Source organism: Lentzea sp. NPDC092896, from assembly GCF_044754905.1.
Taxonomy (GTDB): domain Bacteria; phylum Actinomycetota; class Actinomycetes; order Mycobacteriales; family Pseudonocardiaceae; genus Lentzea.
The window spans coordinates 59,839-74,498 of sequence record NZ_JBIVPX010000004.1; the positions used below are offsets into that span (position 1 = coordinate 59,839).

At 68.7% G+C, this 14,660-nt stretch carries 16 protein-coding genes; 11 read left to right on the forward strand and 5 right to left on the reverse strand.

All coding sequences use genetic code 11. The annotated features are described in order from the left end of the window. Positions 1–6: 6 nt before the first annotated feature. From ACIQF0_RS21140 to ACIQF0_RS21155, 4 genes are all read left to right on the forward strand, one after another. Complete coding sequence (locus ACIQF0_RS21140) at positions 7–207, forward strand: hypothetical protein (RefSeq protein WP_093593249.1); 201 nt, start codon at positions 7–9, stop codon at positions 205–207. A 1-nt stretch (position 208) separates the two neighbouring features. After that, positions 209–1,066 (forward strand): bifunctional DNA-formamidopyrimidine glycosylase/DNA-(apurinic or apyrimidinic site) lyase, encoded by an 858-nt coding sequence (gene mutM / locus ACIQF0_RS21145; protein WP_401031621.1) that lies wholly within the window; start codon positions 209–211, stop codon positions 1,064–1,066. Positions 1,067–1,233: 167 nt separating this feature from the next. Beyond that, positions 1,234–1,560, forward strand: a complete 327-nt coding sequence (locus ACIQF0_RS21150) for a PadR family transcriptional regulator (protein ID WP_089917641.1) — start codon at positions 1,234–1,236, stop codon at positions 1,558–1,560. Continuing rightward, positions 1,557–2,663: a DUF1700 domain-containing protein gene (locus ACIQF0_RS21155; RefSeq protein WP_401031625.1), complete on the forward strand. Its 1,107-nt coding sequence runs from the start codon at positions 1,557–1,559 to the stop codon at positions 2,661–2,663. Before ACIQF0_RS21150 ends, ACIQF0_RS21155 begins: the two co-directional genes overlap by 4 nt. A gap of 34 nt (positions 2,664–2,697) precedes the next feature. Here the strand turns inward: ACIQF0_RS21155 and ACIQF0_RS21160 are convergent, their stop codons facing one another. Beyond that, positions 2,698–3,138, reverse strand: a complete 441-nt coding sequence (locus tag ACIQF0_RS21160) for a MarR family transcriptional regulator (RefSeq protein WP_319977601.1) — start codon at positions 3,136–3,138, stop codon at positions 2,698–2,700. Positions 3,139–3,441: 303 nt separating this feature from the next. Here ACIQF0_RS21160 and ACIQF0_RS21165 point away from each other — a divergent pair, with 303 nt between their 5' ends. From ACIQF0_RS21165 to ACIQF0_RS21175, 3 genes are all read left to right on the forward strand, one after another. Further along, positions 3,442–5,958 (forward strand): DUF4118 domain-containing protein, encoded by a 2,517-nt coding sequence (locus ACIQF0_RS21165; RefSeq protein ID WP_401031628.1) that lies wholly within the window; start codon positions 3,442–3,444, stop codon positions 5,956–5,958. Then, positions 5,955–6,635 (forward strand): response regulator, encoded by a 681-nt coding sequence (locus ACIQF0_RS21170; protein ID WP_360048498.1) that lies wholly within the window; start codon positions 5,955–5,957, stop codon positions 6,633–6,635. Before ACIQF0_RS21165 ends, ACIQF0_RS21170 begins: the two co-directional genes overlap by 4 nt. Before the next feature lie 88 nt (positions 6,636–6,723). Then, entirely contained in the window at positions 6,724–6,876 is a 153-nt protein-coding gene (locus ACIQF0_RS21175) for a hypothetical protein (protein ID WP_401031631.1), read from the forward strand. On the opposite strand, the gene ACIQF0_RS21180 is transcribed toward ACIQF0_RS21175, so the two are convergent. The 3 genes from ACIQF0_RS21180 to ACIQF0_RS21190 form a co-directional block, all read right to left on the reverse strand. Next, positions 6,873–7,370, reverse strand: coding sequence for a hypothetical protein (locus ACIQF0_RS21180; protein WP_401031633.1), 498 nt, complete (start codon positions 7,368–7,370; stop codon positions 6,873–6,875). The genes ACIQF0_RS21175 and ACIQF0_RS21180 overlap by 4 nt on opposite strands. Before the next feature lie 128 nt (positions 7,371–7,498). Beyond that, the gene (locus ACIQF0_RS21185; RefSeq protein WP_360048495.1) at positions 7,499–7,969 is read right to left on the reverse strand and encodes a hypothetical protein; all 471 of its coding nucleotides are present in this window, start codon (positions 7,967–7,969) and stop codon (positions 7,499–7,501) included. 22 nt (positions 7,970–7,991) lie between these two features. Further along, the gene (locus ACIQF0_RS21190; RefSeq protein WP_360048494.1) at positions 7,992–8,717 is read right to left on the reverse strand and encodes a CAP domain-containing protein; all 726 of its coding nucleotides are present in this window, start codon (positions 8,715–8,717) and stop codon (positions 7,992–7,994) included. Between the two features lie 81 nt (positions 8,718–8,798). Between ACIQF0_RS21190 and ACIQF0_RS21195 the strand changes: the two genes are divergently transcribed. From ACIQF0_RS21195 to smc, 4 genes are read left to right on the forward strand one after another with little or no spacing between them, the layout of a single operon-like run. Beyond that, positions 8,799–9,071, forward strand: coding sequence for an acylphosphatase (locus ACIQF0_RS21195; protein WP_093593272.1), 273 nt, complete (start codon positions 8,799–8,801; stop codon positions 9,069–9,071). 33 nt (positions 9,072–9,104) lie between these two features. Then, positions 9,105–9,611 (forward strand): sigma-70 family RNA polymerase sigma factor, encoded by a 507-nt coding sequence (locus ACIQF0_RS21200; protein WP_093593275.1) that lies wholly within the window; start codon positions 9,105–9,107, stop codon positions 9,609–9,611. Beyond that, on the forward strand, positions 9,608–10,240 hold the full coding sequence (locus ACIQF0_RS21205) for an anti-sigma factor family protein (RefSeq protein ID WP_401031638.1): 633 nt from the start codon (positions 9,608–9,610) through the stop codon (positions 10,238–10,240). Before ACIQF0_RS21200 ends, ACIQF0_RS21205 begins: the two co-directional genes overlap by 4 nt. A gap of 60 nt (positions 10,241–10,300) precedes the next feature. After that, a complete protein-coding gene (gene smc, locus ACIQF0_RS21210) occupies positions 10,301–13,990 on the forward strand; it encodes a chromosome segregation protein SMC (protein ID WP_401031641.1) in 3,690 nt (1,229 codons plus the stop codon). Positions 13,991–14,161: 171 nt separating this feature from the next. Here the strand turns inward: smc and ACIQF0_RS21215 are convergent, their stop codons facing one another. Further along, complete coding sequence (locus ACIQF0_RS21215; RefSeq protein ID WP_401031644.1) at positions 14,162–14,605, reverse strand: RICIN domain-containing protein; 444 nt, start codon at positions 14,603–14,605, stop codon at positions 14,162–14,164. Between the last annotated feature and the right edge of the window lie 55 nt (positions 14,606–14,660).

The window sequence follows — 14,660 nt, forward strand, 5'->3', positions numbered from 1 at the left end:
CCGCAAATGTATGCGACCAGGAACCGCACGAACCGCCGTACGCGCACCAACCGCGGGCCGGTGAACACCTCCCGCAGTGGAGGAATCCAGGGCCTTGTGCTGGTCAGGGACACGAGCCGCGCGGGTGTGTGGGTGCTCAAGCCCACCAAGCCGCAGGCTGCCGTGATCGAGGCGCAGCCCGTCGACGAGGGCAAGTCCGAAGCCTGACGTGCCCGAACTCCCAGAGGTCGAGGTAGTACGCCTCGGCCTCGAAGCCCACGTCGCCGGCCGGGTCATCTCCTCGGTAGAGGTGTTGCACCCACGTGCCATTCGCCGGCATGACCTGGGTTCCTTGGACTTCTGCGCGCGCTTGGTCTCGCAACCGATGGTGGCAGCCAAGCGCCGCGGCAAGTACCTCTGGGTCGAACTGGCCGACAAGGCCGCCATGCTCGCGCACCTGGGCATGAGCGGCCAAATGCTCGTTCAACCCTCGTCGGCCCCCGACGAGAAGCATCTGCGCGTCCGTTTCACGTTCGACGACGGCGGACCCGAGCTCCGTTTCGTTGACCAACGCACCTTCGGCGGCCTCGCTCTGGCCGAGCTGGTCGAGGTCGACGGCACCCTGGTCCCCGACTCCGTCGCGCACATCGCTCGCGACCCCATGGACCCCTTGTTCTCCCCTGATGCTGCCGTGCGCGCGTTGCGCCTGCGTCACACGGAGGTCAAGCGCGCTTTGCTGGACCAGACCCTCGTGTCCGGTATCGGCAACATCTACGCCGACGAGGCCCTCTGGCGCGCGAAGCTCCACGGCACCCGGATGACGGACAAGCTGGCCAAGGTCAAGGCCGCCGAACTGCTGGACCACGCCACCGACGTGATGCGTGAGGCGCTCGGCCAGGGCGGGACCTCGTTCGACGCCCTGTACGTCAACATCAACGGGCAGTCCGGGTACTTCGACCGCTCCCTGAACGCTTACGGGCAGGAGAACCGGCCCTGCAAGCGGTGCGGTGCGGCGATGATCCGAGAGCCGTTCATGAACCGCTCCTCGTACTCGTGCCCGCGGTGCCAGCCTCGCCCCAGGGCTTGAGGCTTTCTTTCCCCTGCTCCGCGACGTGCTGACAACCCGCGCACGCGCCTGAGCGTCCTGTAGTCACACCCTTGTTCGCGTCTCAAATCTCGAAGCCGTAACGCGCGTTAGACAGTACTGCGCACTGCGTAGTACCGTTCACAGCGCAACAGCGGTCGGAGGGGACCATGGACACCAGTCAACTGCTCAAAGGGGTGCTGGACCTGGCCGTGCTTGCGGTTCTGCGCAAGGACGACGGGTACGGGTACGACGTGGTGCGCAGACTGCGCGCCGGGGGACTGAACGAAGTGGGTGACGCGTCGGTGTACGGCACGCTGCGGCGGCTCTACAACGCGGGGATGCTGACCTCGTACGTGGTGCCGAGCGAAGAAGGCCCGCACCGCAAGTACTACAGCATCAACGAGACCGGGCGGGCGCGCCTGGCTGAGTCGAGGGAGACGTGGAGGTCGTTCGCCAGCACGCTGGACGGCCTGCTCGAGGAGGTCGCAGCATGAACACCCAAGCGCTCGGTGTCGAGCACTACCTGGCCGGGATGCGTGCCGCCCTCGACGACCTGCCGCCCAACGAGGTCGCCGAGATCATGGAGGACGTCGAGGCGCACGTCGCCGAGCTGTCCACCGAGCTCGGCGAGGACGAGACGCTGGAGCAGCGGCTCGGGTCGCCCGACCAGTACGCGCGGGAACTGCGGCAGGCGGCCGGGTATCCGCCGAAGACCGAGCGGTTGCCGGTCACCACGAAGGGCGGCTGGCTGACCAGGCCTCGGGCCGCCGCGTGGGGGCTCGTCGCCGCCACCGGTGTCACGCTGCTCGCGGGGGCGGCGGCGTTGCGGGAGCCGGCGATCCTGCTGCTGCCCGCGGTGATCCTGGTGCTCAGCCTGGCTCTGGTGTACGACCGCGGGCCGGTCCAGCAGGAGATCATGAACCTGCCGGAGACCCACCGGCTGAAGAAGTGGCTGACGCCGGAGCAGGGCACGCCGGCGGAACGGGCGTTGACCTACCTGAAGTCGTTGCAGCCCGCGTGGTGGCTGATCCGGGCCGGTCTGCTCGGGCTCGGGGCGGTGCTGCTCGCCGGTCGCGACATCCTCGGGTTCCTGGCGCTCGCCGCGATCGCGGTGGTGTCGGTGTTCGCCGGGCCGCGCGCCAAGATCGACCGTCGGTGGCTGTGGTTCAGCCTGCCCGCGTCGGCGCTGGCGGTGGGACTGCTCTTCCAGGTGATCGACGTGACAGCGAATCAGCTGGCCTACGGCTCGTCGTCGCGCTCGTCCTACCCGCAGCCGATGGTCGAGACGTACCAGAACATCTACGCGTACGACGAGAACGGCAAGCTGCTCACGAACGTGCTGCTGTACGACCAGGACGGCCAGCCCATCAACGCGCCGCGAAGCTACAACAGCTGCAATGACCCGGGTAACGGTCCTGAGCCGGTCATTCCGGCTAACCGCTATCCGCGGCCGAAGATCGACTACGAAAACGGCGTTTGTTACACGGTGGCACCGAGCGTGTCCGCTCCGTCATCAACGTCCAGTGAGACGCCGTCGAGTTCTGGAAGCGCGACTTCGAGCTCGGTGCCACCTACTTCCGTGTCACCCAGCAAGTAAACGTAGGAGCGGGGCCCGTCGGGGGGTCCCGCTCCTACTTGTTCTGCTGTGGTTCGGCCAGGCCCCGCAAAACCGGCATGGCCGAGCGCAGGTGTTCTCTGTCTTCTGGCGAAAGTTCGGACATTCTTTCACTCAATAGTTCGGCTTCGCCGTGAGCGAGCGACAGGATCGTCTCGCGACCGACTTCCGTGAGCACGACTATCGTTGCTCTGCCGTCGGCGGCATCTGGCTCGCGACGGACGAGGCCGGTGGACTCCAGGCTGGTCACGACGGTTGTGGCGGTCGGCTGCGAACACAAGGCGCGCACCGCGATCTCGCCGATCCGCATCGGGCCGTGGGCGCTCAGTTCTGACAGCACCAATAACTGGGTGGGTTGCAAACGGCGGGCCGGAGCGGCCTGCCGAAGACTTCGCACCAGCCGGTGCACGGCCACCACGAGTTGAAGTGCCTCGTGGTTGGTGACGGTGGTGGGCATCGTTTCTCCGCGCGCATGTGATTGTCCGAATTCGGACACGAACCCTGGCACTTTCCCTCATTCACGCTCCGCGCGCTATCCGCCAACTGCCGATAACCCATTCGGCCGTTGTGGTGACGCGGGGTGTCACGGCGCGCGTCCGTCACACTTAAATGTGCTGGTAAACGGCGTAAAAAGCGCAGCGAAGCTCACTCGAACGGGCGCCGTGCTGAAGCATGATTCAACGAGACAGATCTTCTGACAGAACTGTGGGAAGGCGCACTCGTTTAGCCGTGTGGCGCAGCGCATACCACCGAACGGTCCATGTCCGGCCAGGAGCAGACTGGGCCGGTGAGTCCGAAACCCCGACGTGGCGAGCTTCGCATCCACCTCGGCGCCGCTCCCGGCGTCGGCAAGACGTTCGCCATGCTCGCTGAGGCGCACCGCAGGCGGGAACGCGGCACAGATGTGGTCATCGGATTTGTGGAGACCCACGGTCGTGCGAAGACCGCCGAACTGGTCGAAGGCCTGGAAATCGTCGCGCGCAGGCACTCGGTGCACCGCGGCGTCGAACTCACCGAGATGGACGTCGACGCCGTGCTGGCCCGTGCGCCGCAGCTCGCCGTCGTCGACGAACTGGCCCACACGAACGCGCCCGGATCGCGTAATGCAAAGAGGTGGCAAGACGTCGAGGAACTCCTCGAAGCCGGGATTGATGTCCTGTCGACAGTCAACATTCAGCACCTGGAATCGCTCAACGACGTCGTTCAGCGCATAACCGGCGTGCCGCAGAAGGAAACTGTGCCCGACGAGGTCGTGCGCAAAGCCGACCAGATGCAGCTCGTCGACCTCACGCCGGAAGCGCTGCGCCGCCGGCTCGCGCACGGCGACGTCTACGCGGCGAACAAGATCGACGCCGCGCTCGGCAACTACTTCCGCGTCGGAAACCTCACGGCGCTGCGCGAACTCGCGTTGCTGTGGGTCGCCGACCAGGTCGACGTCGCGTTGCTGCGCTACCGGACCGAGCAGCAGATCACCGACACGTGGGAGACGCGCGAACGCGTCGTCGTCGCCATCACCGGTGGCGTGGAAAGCGAGACTCTCATCCGTCGCGCGCGTCGCATCGCCACGCGCGCGGGTGGTGATCTTCTCGTCGTGCACGTACTTCGCGGTGATGGCCTCGCAGGAGCCGATCCGCACTCATTGCAGAAGTACCGCAAGCTCGCCGAGGACGTCGGTGCCACGTTCCACACCGTTGTCGGCGATGACGTGCCCACGGCGCTGCTGGAGTTCTCACGGGGCGTCAACGCCACTCAGCTCGTGGTCGGCACCTCGCGCCGTTCGCGGTTCGCGCGCGTGTTCTCGGCAGGCATCGGCTCGACGGTCGTGCAGGAGTCCGGCGCGATCGACGTCCACATGGTCACGCACCCGGCGACGACCAGCGGCTGGCGAGCACGGTTCGCGGGCAGCCCGTTGAAGCCGAGCCGGCTCGCGTGGGGCTGGTTCCTCGCGGTCGCCGGTCCCGCGCTGGTCACCGCGGCCGGCGCGTCGCTGCGCAGCGGCCTGAACTTCTCCACCAACGTCATCGGCTACCTGCTGGTCACGCTGGTGGTCGCGATCGTCGGCGGGCTCGGCCCCGCGATCGCCGCCGCGCTGATCAACGCGTTGCTGCTGAACTTCTTCTTCACCGAGCCCTTCTACACGTTCACCATCGACGCTCAGCAGAACGTCCTGACCTTCTTCGCGATGATCATCGTGGGCGTCTCCACGGCGTTGGTGGTGGACCACGCCGCTCGCCGTGCGACGCAGGCAGCGCGCGCTCGCACCGAGGCCACGCTCCTCGCGTCGTACGCGCGCACCGTCCTGACGAACCCGTATCCGCTCGCGCGGCTGTTGGAGAAGGTGAAGGAGAACTTCGGACTGACGTCCGTCGCGCTGTTGGAACGAGTCGACGGGTCCTGGGAACGCGTCGCGTGCGTCGGCGTCAGCCCGTGCGACGAGCCCGACGACGCGGACGTCGACATCGCCGTGACGCCGGAAGTGCACCTGGCGCTGCGCGGCCGTTCGTTGCCCGCGTCCGACCGCCGAGTTCTCGAAGCGGCCGCGGGTCAGGCGCTGCTCGCGCTGAGGCAGCAACGCATGGCCGAGCAGACCCTCGAAGCCCAGCGCCAGGCCTCCCGAACCGAGTTGCGCACCGCCTTGCTGTCCGCCGTCGGCCACGACCTCCGCACGCCGCTGACGTCGATCAAGGCGTCCGTGGGCTCGTTGCGCGACCCGGAGCTCCGACTCTCGGACTCCGACACGGCCGAACTGCTCGAGGCGGTCGAGGAATCGGCGGACCGGCTCACCGGCCTGGTGGACAACCTCCTCGACTCCTCCCGCCTGGCCACGGGTGCCGTGGAACCGCAGTTCCGCGCCGTCGACTACTACGAGGCCGTCGCGCGGGCCCTGGTCGGCCAGCCCGGCGACATCGAGGTCGACGTCCCGGAGTCCCTCCCGCCCGTGCGCGCCGACGTGGGCCTGCTCGAACGAGTGATCGCGAACGTCGTCGGCAACGCGTTGCGCTACGCCGGCGCCGTGGCGTTGCGCGCGTCCGCACACGGCTCCGAGGTGGAGCTACGCGTCGTGGACCACGGGCGCGGCCTGCCCAGCGGCACGGCGGACCAGGTCTTCGCCCCCTTCCAACGCCTGGGCGACCGCACGCCAGGTGGCGTTGGTCTCGGTCTGAGCGTGGCGAAGGGCTTCACGGAGGCGATGGGAGGCACGATCACCATGGAGGACACACCCGGTGGCGGCCTCACCGTGGTGATCTCACTCCCCGCAGATGAGAGGGTCGCGTGACAAAAGTACTGGTGGTCGACGACGAGCCGCAGATCGTGCGCGCCCTGCGGATCAACCTCTCGGCCCGCGGCTACGAGGTGCTCACGGCCCCCGACGGCGCCACGGCCCTCCGCCTGGCGGCCGACGGCAAACCGGACGTCGTGGTCCTCGACCTCGGCCTGCCCGACATGGACGGCACCGACGTCATCGCGGGCCTGCGCGGCTGGACCAGCCTGCCGATCATCGTCCTGTCCGCCCGCACCGACTCGGCCGACAAGGTGGAAGCCCTCGACGCCGGCGCAGACGACTACGTGACAAAACCATTCGGCATGGATGAACTTCTCGCCCGCCTGCGCGCCGCCGTCCGCCGCTCGGCCGCTGCCGGCCCCGAGGACGAGCCGATCGTGAAGACCGCCTCGTTCACCGTCGACCTGGCGGCGAAGCGCGTGCTCAAGGACGGCACCGAGATCCACCTCACGCCCACCGAGTGGGGCCTGCTGGAGGTGCTCGCCCGCAACGCGGGAAAGCTCGTCGCGCAGAAACAGCTGCTGCGGGACGTGTGGGGCCCCGCGTACGAGAAGGAGACGCACTACCTGCGGGTGTACCTGGCGCAGTTGCGGCGGAAGCTGGAGCCGGAGCCCGCGCGGCCGCGGCACCTGCTGACCGAGCCCGGCATGGGGTACCGGTTCGAGCTGTGACGGACGAATCGGAGCCGTTCGGGCGCGCCCTCGCCGCGTTGACGCGGGAGACCGGCTGCGTCACCGACCTCACGTCCGAACACGGCCAGTGGAGGCCGACCTGCCGGCGTGGTCGGACTGGCTGCAACTCCGGCTGGCGGAGATCCTCTCGCGCGAGCTGCTGATCGCCCTCGCCGACGGCGGCCGGACCAAGCGGATCAGGCGGACCGCCGCCGCCACGCTCAGGGCCGTGCCGGACTAGGGCTTCGGGTCCGGCGGCGGCGTGCTCGACGTCGAGGACGCGGGCGGCTCGGTGGTCGGCGACGCCGAGGACGAAGGGGTCGACGACGGCGGCTCGGTCTGAGACGGCGGCGGGGTGCTCTGCGTCGGTTTCGTGGGCTTGGCCGGGTCGGTGGTCAGCTGCGGCTGGTCCGGCGTGCCCGGTTTCGGCTGGTCCTGCGGGCGGGCGGCCTGCTTGCGGTCCGGTGCGGACGCCGGCTTCGGGGCGCCGGAGGACACCGTGACCACGACGGTGCTGGTGCTGCCGTCGGGCGCGACGCTGGTGATGGTCTGCACGACGTCGGCCGCGGTGCGTTCCGGGCTCGCTTCGCGGCCGGAGGCGGCCAGCATGGAGGCCACGGTGGCGAACAGGGTCGCCACGACCACACCGCCCGCCGCCAGCATCACTGCCGTGCCCACGCGCTTCTTCGGCTGGGCCTGCTCGGCCGGTGACTGCGGATGATCTTCCTCGAACACCACTCGCTCCTCGGGGGAAACCCGGTCGGATGGACTTGCGTTCGAGTTATCGGCGGAAACGAACCATCGCCTCAGCAGAGCCACACCTTCGTGTAGCTCTGCGTCACTTGGCGGTGACGGGCGTAACCCTAGGGCGCCGTCGTCGTTGTCGTCGGGTCCGTCGTGGTGGTGGTCGACGACGTGGTCGTGGTCGTGGTCTTCGACGTGGTGGTCGTCGTGGACGACGAGGTGATCACCGGCGGCGGGTCGTCGGTCGTGACCGTCGTCGTGGTGCCGTCGGGACGCGTGATGGTCGTGACGCGCGTCTGCTTCTTCGTTGTCGTGGTCGCCGAGGTGGCGGTGGTGGTCTCCGCGGCCGACGACGTCTGCTCGACGCTCGAGGTCGGTGCGGAGGTCGGCACGATGCTCAGGGCGTCGCGCACGGCCTCCTTGCGGGGCGGCTGGGTCGCCGGTGACTCGGATGCGGAGTCCGAGCCTGCCGCGAAGGAGGCGACAGCGGCGAAGACGGTCGCCAGCACGACGCCTGAGGCGGCTAGGACGACCTGCGGTGCACCTCGGAAGAAGCGCGAGCGCGAGTCCGGTTCCGGGCTCTCGTACACGAAGTTTCCCCTGTTTGAACGGTCAGCGGCCGAAGTTCTGGGTCCAGTAGTTGCCGCGGGTGTCCAGTCCCACGCCCATCGTGGTGAAGCTGCAGTTCTCGATGTTCTCGCGGTGGCCGGTGGACTTCATCCAGCCGTCCACGACCGCCGCGGCGGTCGGGTAGCCCATCGCGATGTTCTCGCCGCCCGGCTTCGGGTAACCGGCTTCCTTCATCCGCACGTCGAACGTCCTGCCGTCCTGCGACGTGTGCGAGAAGTACTTCTTGGTCGCCATGTCCGTGCTGTGGGCCTGCGCGGCGGTCGTGATGCGGTCGTCGATCACGAGGGCCTTGCATCCTGCTGCGGCACGGGCGTCGTTCGTGAGCGCGAGCACGGCCTGCTCCGGCGTCTGACCGGTGGGCGGCTGCGTCTGGGCCGGCGGCTTCGGCGCCTCGGGGGGTGGCGTCGTGGTGGACGGGGACGCCGGCGTCGAAGGTGTGGAGGAAGGCGTCTCGGACGTCGTCGAGGTGGCGGGCACCGAGGAGGACGTCTGGGGTGCTGGAACGTCGGCGTTGCCGCCGTCGGACTGCGGTCTGTTGCCGTTGGGTGCGGCGGCGTTGCCCGTTCCGAACTGGTTCGCCGCGTCGGTGGTCTCCTGCTGTGCGGCATTGGTGAAACCGATGCCGAGAGGAGAGGTACCGGAGAGGGCGAGGCCGCCGATTCCGGTTGCACCGATCAGCAGGCCGAGTAAGAGGCTGCGGGCACTCACGAGCCGGGACCGTACCACTAATGGGTGACAACCCCAGAGTGCGTCTTCGGTCACCTGGCGTGACTACGCAACCATTCGGAGGTGGACGTGCGACTAAACGCGTGGGTGCGAGGACGGGTTCAGGGTGTTGGTTTTCGCTGGTGGACGCGAGCCAGGGCGCTAGAACTCGGCCTGGTCGGGAGTGCTTCGAACAGGCCGGACGGCCGGGTCGAGGTCGTTGCCGAGGGGTCACGGGAGAACTGTGAACAACTGCTGAATGCTCTCCGTTCGGGTGAAACCCCCGGACACGTCGAATCTGTCGGTGAGCAGTGGTCCGACGCCAGGGGTGACCTGACCGGGTTCATCGAGCGCTGAACCTTTCCGGACGAGATGGCGTAGTAGGAGATCGTGGACTCCTCGGAAGACGTCCTCATCCAGCTGTACGACCGCTGGAGGGGCCCGCTGCTGCACTACGTGCTGCGGCTGGTCGACGGCGATTACCAGCAGGCAGAGGACGTCGTGCAGGAGACCCTGCTCCGCGCGTGGCGGCACCACGAGGAGTTGAAACCGGACGACGCGGCGCCGTGGCTCTACACGGTCGCGAAGAACCTGGTGATCTCCGGCTACCGCCGCCGCAACGCACGCGCGACCGAGGTGCCGCTCGAACCGGTGGACCTGCCACCGGTCAGCGACCAGGTCGAGCACGTGCTGCAGACGTGGCAGATCGCGTCGGCGCTGCGGGCGCTCACGCCTGAGCACCGGACGGTCGTCATCGAGCTCTACTACCGCCGCCGCACCGTCGCGGAGGCCGCCAAGACGCTCGGCATCCCGCCGGGCACGGTCAAGTCGCGCTGCTTCTACGCGCTGCGGGCGCTGCGCGACGCGCTGGAGGAAAGAGGGGTGACCGAGGCGTGAGCTGCCAGCACACCGTCGATGTCGGCGCCTATCTCTTCGGCTCGCTCGACCTCAAGGAACGAGCCGCGTTCGAACGTCATCTCGGCACCTGCGACTGCTGCCAGGCCGAGATGCTGCGGCTGGCCCCGCTGCCGGGCCTGCTCGGCCGCCTGACCCTGGAGGACGTCGAGAACCTCGACGAGATCCCCGCCTGCCCGCCCAAGCCGAACCACAACCAGCGCCGCGTGCTGATCGCGTGCGCGGCGGCCCTCGTCCTCCTGGCACTGGTCGGTGGCAGTTTCTTCCTTCGGCAGACGTCGTCGCAGGAAGCCGCGCCGCCTTCGTCGAGTCAGCCGCCCACGCCGACCTGGGCCGCCAAGGACGCCGCCAGCGGCGTGAACGGCGAGGTGTCGATGGTCTCGAAGACCTGGGGCACCGAGATGTGGTTCAAGCTCGGCGAGGTCAGGCCCGGCGCGCGCTGCAAGGTCATCGTGTTCGACCGGCAGGGCCAGCGGGAGATCGGCGGCTGGTGGGGGTCCGATCACGGGGCTGACGAGCGGATTCCCGGTTCGACGTCGTTCCGGGTCGACCAGATCGAACGTTTGGAGGTCTCGGACGAGAGCGGGTTGTTGGTTACTCTCCGTCCATAGAAACGCAGGTCAAGGCCCGCGTCCCGCATCACCCGCAAGCGTTTGGGTAGTCTGCCCGGCGTGCATCTCAAGAGCCTGACGCTGAAGGGCTTCAAGTCCTTCGCCTCGGCTACCACGCTGCGCTTCGAGCCCGGCATCACCTGTGTGGTCGGCCCCAACGGGTCCGGCAAGTCCAACGTGCTCGACGCGCTGCGCTGGGTGATGGGCACGCAGGGCGCCAAGGACCTGCGCGGCGGCAAGATGGAGGACGTCATCTTCGCCGGCACGTCCGGCCGCGCGCCGCTCGGTCGCGCCGAGGTGACGCTGACGATCGACAACGCCGACGGCATGCTGCCGATCGAGTACACCGAGGTGTCGATCACCCGCCGCATGTTCCGCGAGGGCGCCACCGAGTACGAGATCAACGGCAACTCGTGCCGCCTGATGGACATCCAGGAGTTGCTGTCGGACTCCGGCATCGGCCGCGAGATGCACGTGATCGTCGGTCAGGGCCAGCTCGCCGCGATCCTCGAGTCCAAACCGGAGGAACGGCGCGCGTTCATCGAAGAGGCCGCCGGCGTCCTGAAGCACCGCAAGCGCAAGGAAAAGGCGCTGCGCAAGCTGGAGGCGATGCAGGCGAACCTGACGCGCCTCACCGACCTCACCGCCGAACTGCGCCGCCAGCTCAAGCCTCTCGGCAAGCAGGCCGAGATCGCCCGCCGCGCGCAGGTCGTCCAGTCCGAGCTGCGGGACAGCAAACTCCGCCTGCTCGCCGACGACCTGGTGACGCAGCGCGAGACCATCGCGCAGGAGGAGCACGACGAGGCGAAGGCCCGCGTGCGCCGCGCCGAGGTCGAGAAGTCGTTGCAGGCGGCCCAGTACCAGCAGAACGAGCTGGAGGAGCGGGTCGCGGCCGACGCGCCGAGGCTGCAGGCCGCGCAGGACACCTGGTACCGGCTGTCCGCTTTGGAGGAACGCCTCCGCGGCACCGTGCGCCTCGCCGCCGAACGAGCCCGCCACCTCTCCGACGTCGTGGACGCGCCCAGCAGGGGCCGCGACCCCGACGACCTCGACCGCGAGGCCGAGGAGACCGCCGAGATGGAGCTGGAGCTCCAGGAAGGCGTGACGGAGGCCCGCATCGCGCTGGCGGAGGCCGTGGAGACGCGCGCCGAGCTGGAGCGCATGGTCTCGCAGGCGGAGAAGGCGCACATCGCCGCCGTCCGCGCGATCGCCGACCGCCGCGAGGGCCTCGCCCGCCTGTCCGGTCAGGTGGAAGCGTTGCGCAGCAAGACGAGCGCGACCGCCGAGGAGATCGAACGTCTGTCCGTCACGCTGTCCGAGGCCTCCGAACGCGTCGAGTACGCGTCGATGGAACTGGCCGAGGCCCGCGAGATCACCGGCACCGAGGACGAGGACGACCACGGCCTCGACGAACGCCACCGCCAGGCCGTGCAGTCCAACGACGCGGCACGGCAGCGCGTCGAGGAACTGGTCAAGGCCGAACGCACGTCCGAACGCGACATCGCGTCGTGGCGGGCCCGTGTCGACGCTCTCTCGCTGGGGCTGACGCGCAAGGACGGCGCGGGCGCGCTGCTCGCGTCGGACGTGCCGGGCCTGCTGGGTTCCGTCGCCGCGCTGCTGACCGTCGAGCCCGGTTTCGAGGTGGCGCTGGCCGCCGCGCTCGGCCCGATCGCCGACGCCGTCGCGGTGTCGTCCGGCGACGGCGCGCTGCAGGCGCTGAAGCTGTTGAAGGAGAAGGACGCCGGCCGAGCGGGCGTGCTGATCGGTTCACACGGGTCCACTGTGGACACCAGTCAGTGGGGTCACCTGCCGCACGGCGCGCGGTGGGCGATCGACGTCGTGCACGCCCCTGAGGCGTTGCGTCCGGCGTTGGCCCGTGCGCTCGATCGCCTTGCGGTGGTGGGAGATCTGGACACCGCGGCCGGGTTCCACGGCCGCGCGGTGACCCGGGAGGGCGATCTCTTCGGCACGGACTGGGCCGTCGGTGGCTCGGGTGCCCAGGGCCAGAGCGTCATCGAGGTGCAGGCCGCCGTCGACGAGGCGCAGGAGCAGCTCGCGACCGCCGAACGGGCGCTGGAGCACGCTTCGGCCGCGCTGGAGGGCGCCCGCGCCGAGCAGCAGTCCCGCCGCAAGGTGCTCGACGCGGTCAAGGAGGCCATGCAGGAGGCCAAGGTCCGCCAGGCCCGCTCCGGCGAGCGGCTCAACCGGATGGCCACGGCCGTGCGGTCGGCGGAGGCCGAGGTCAGCCGCATCTCCGAGCAGCGAGCCAAGGTCGAGCGGTCGCGCGAGGAAGCCCTGATGAAGCTGGGCGAACTCGAAGAGCGGTTGCTGATGGCCGAGGAGGAGCAGACCCTCGACGACGAGCCGGACACCGAGCAGCGCGACGAACTGGCCGCAGAGCTCGCTCAGGCCCGTCAGGGCGAGATGGACGCACGTCTGGTGCAGCGCACCGCGGAAGAGCGCGCACGGGCGTTGCAGGGCAAAGCAGAGGGCCTTCGTCGTGCCGCGCGCGCCGAGCGTGAGGCACGCGAACGCCACGCCCGCGCGACCCAGCACCGCGCCCGTGGCGCCGTGGTGGCGAAGGCCGTCGCTCGCGGCGGTGAGCAGGCGCTGGAACGCATCGAGATCTCGCTGTCCCGCGCCGCCCGTGAGCGCGACCAGGCCCAGGAACGTCGTTCGCAGCACGAACTCCTGCTGACCCAGGTGCGCAACCTGGCGCGCGAGATGTCCGGTGAGCTGGAGAAGCTCGTCGACGCCGTGCACCGCGACGAGGTCCTGCGCGCCGAGCAGCGCATGCGCATCGAGCAGCTGGAAACCAAGATCGCCGAGGACTTCGGCATCGGCCTGGACGACCTGATCAACGAGTACGGCCCCGAGGTCATGGTGCCGGCGTCGGCCGCCGAGATGGCCGAGTACCAGGCCGCCAAGGAACGCGGCGAGCAGGTCTCCGAGCCGCAGCCGATGCCGTTCGACCGCGACACCCAGACCCGCCGAGCCAAGCGCGCCGAACGCGACATGTCGTTGCTGGGCAAGGTGAACCCGCTGGCGCTGGAGGAGTTCGCTGCGCTGGAGGAGCGCTACAAGTTCCTCTCCACGCAGCTGGAGGACATCAAGGACACCCGCCGCGACCTGCTCACCGTCGTGAAGGAGGTCGACGACAAGATCCTCGAGGTCTTCACGCTGGCCTACGAGGACGTGGCGCGCGAGTTCGAGATCGTCTTCAAGGTCCTGTTCCCCGGCGGCGAAGGCCGCCTGGTGCTGACCGAGCCCGACGACATGCTGACCACCGGCATCGAGCTGGAGGCCCGCCCGCCCGGCAAGAAGGTCAAGCGCCTGTCACTGCTCTCCGGTGGCGAGAAGTCGCTGGCCGCGGTCGCGATGCTGGTCGCGATCTTCCGCGCCCGCCCCTCACCGTTCTACGTGATGGACGAGGTCGAGGCCGCGCTGGACGACACGAACCTGCACCGGTTGATCACCCTGTTCGAGCAGCTGCGGGAGAAGTCGCAGCTGCTGATCATCACGCACCAGAAGCCGACCATGGAGATCGCGGACGCCCTGTACGGCGTCTCGATGCGCGGTGACGGCATCTCGCAGGTGATCTCGCAGCGGCTGCGCACGTCCAGCGACGTGCCCGCGCGTGCGGCGGCGAAACCCGTCGCGGTGGCGGAGCCGGTCGAGACCGCGGAGCCCGTCGTGACCGAGGAGCCGGTGGCGGAACCTTCGCCCGAACCGGCGGACGCGGAAGCCTGAGAGGGCGGCCGGAGCGGTGCCTGGGGGGCTTTAACCAGCTCCGGCCGCGGCCTCTACGCGCCCGAAGGGATGAGATCCCCCAGATCGACCTCATCGCTCCAGGTGCGCACAGGCCACTCTGCCGGACGATGCTTGTGGAAACCTTGTATCGCCAGGTCAGGGGCCGATCGGTCAGTTGACCCTGACCCAGCGCTGCCACATTCCGCCGTTGCAGCCGATGGTGCGCACGCCGAACTCGCTCATGTCGAGGCAGTGGTTGCTGCGCTGGTGCAACAGCTGGAACTCCGTGGCGTTGAACGAACTGCGCGTCCAGCGCTGGTAGTTCAGGTCGTTGCACCCCCACCCGCGCACGCCGAACTCGCTGGCGTCCAGGCACATCTTGGTGGCGACGTTCATGTACCTGGTCGTGCCGTCCGAGTAGTAGGTCGGGTCCCAACGCTGGAAGTCACCGCCGTTGCACTGTCGCGTGTGCACGCCGTCGGTGGGGTTGTAGTCCAGGCAGTAGTTGTTGAACCTGGACTTCATCACCCAGGTCACGTCTGCCTGGGCCGCGGGCGTCAGTCCCAGGAGCAACGCCATCACCGCGAGCAGTACCGCCGCACGTTCGATCTTCATCGAGTCCCCTGGTCGAGGTGGTTGGTCGGGGAACCAGCCTCGCAGGGGCGTGTTG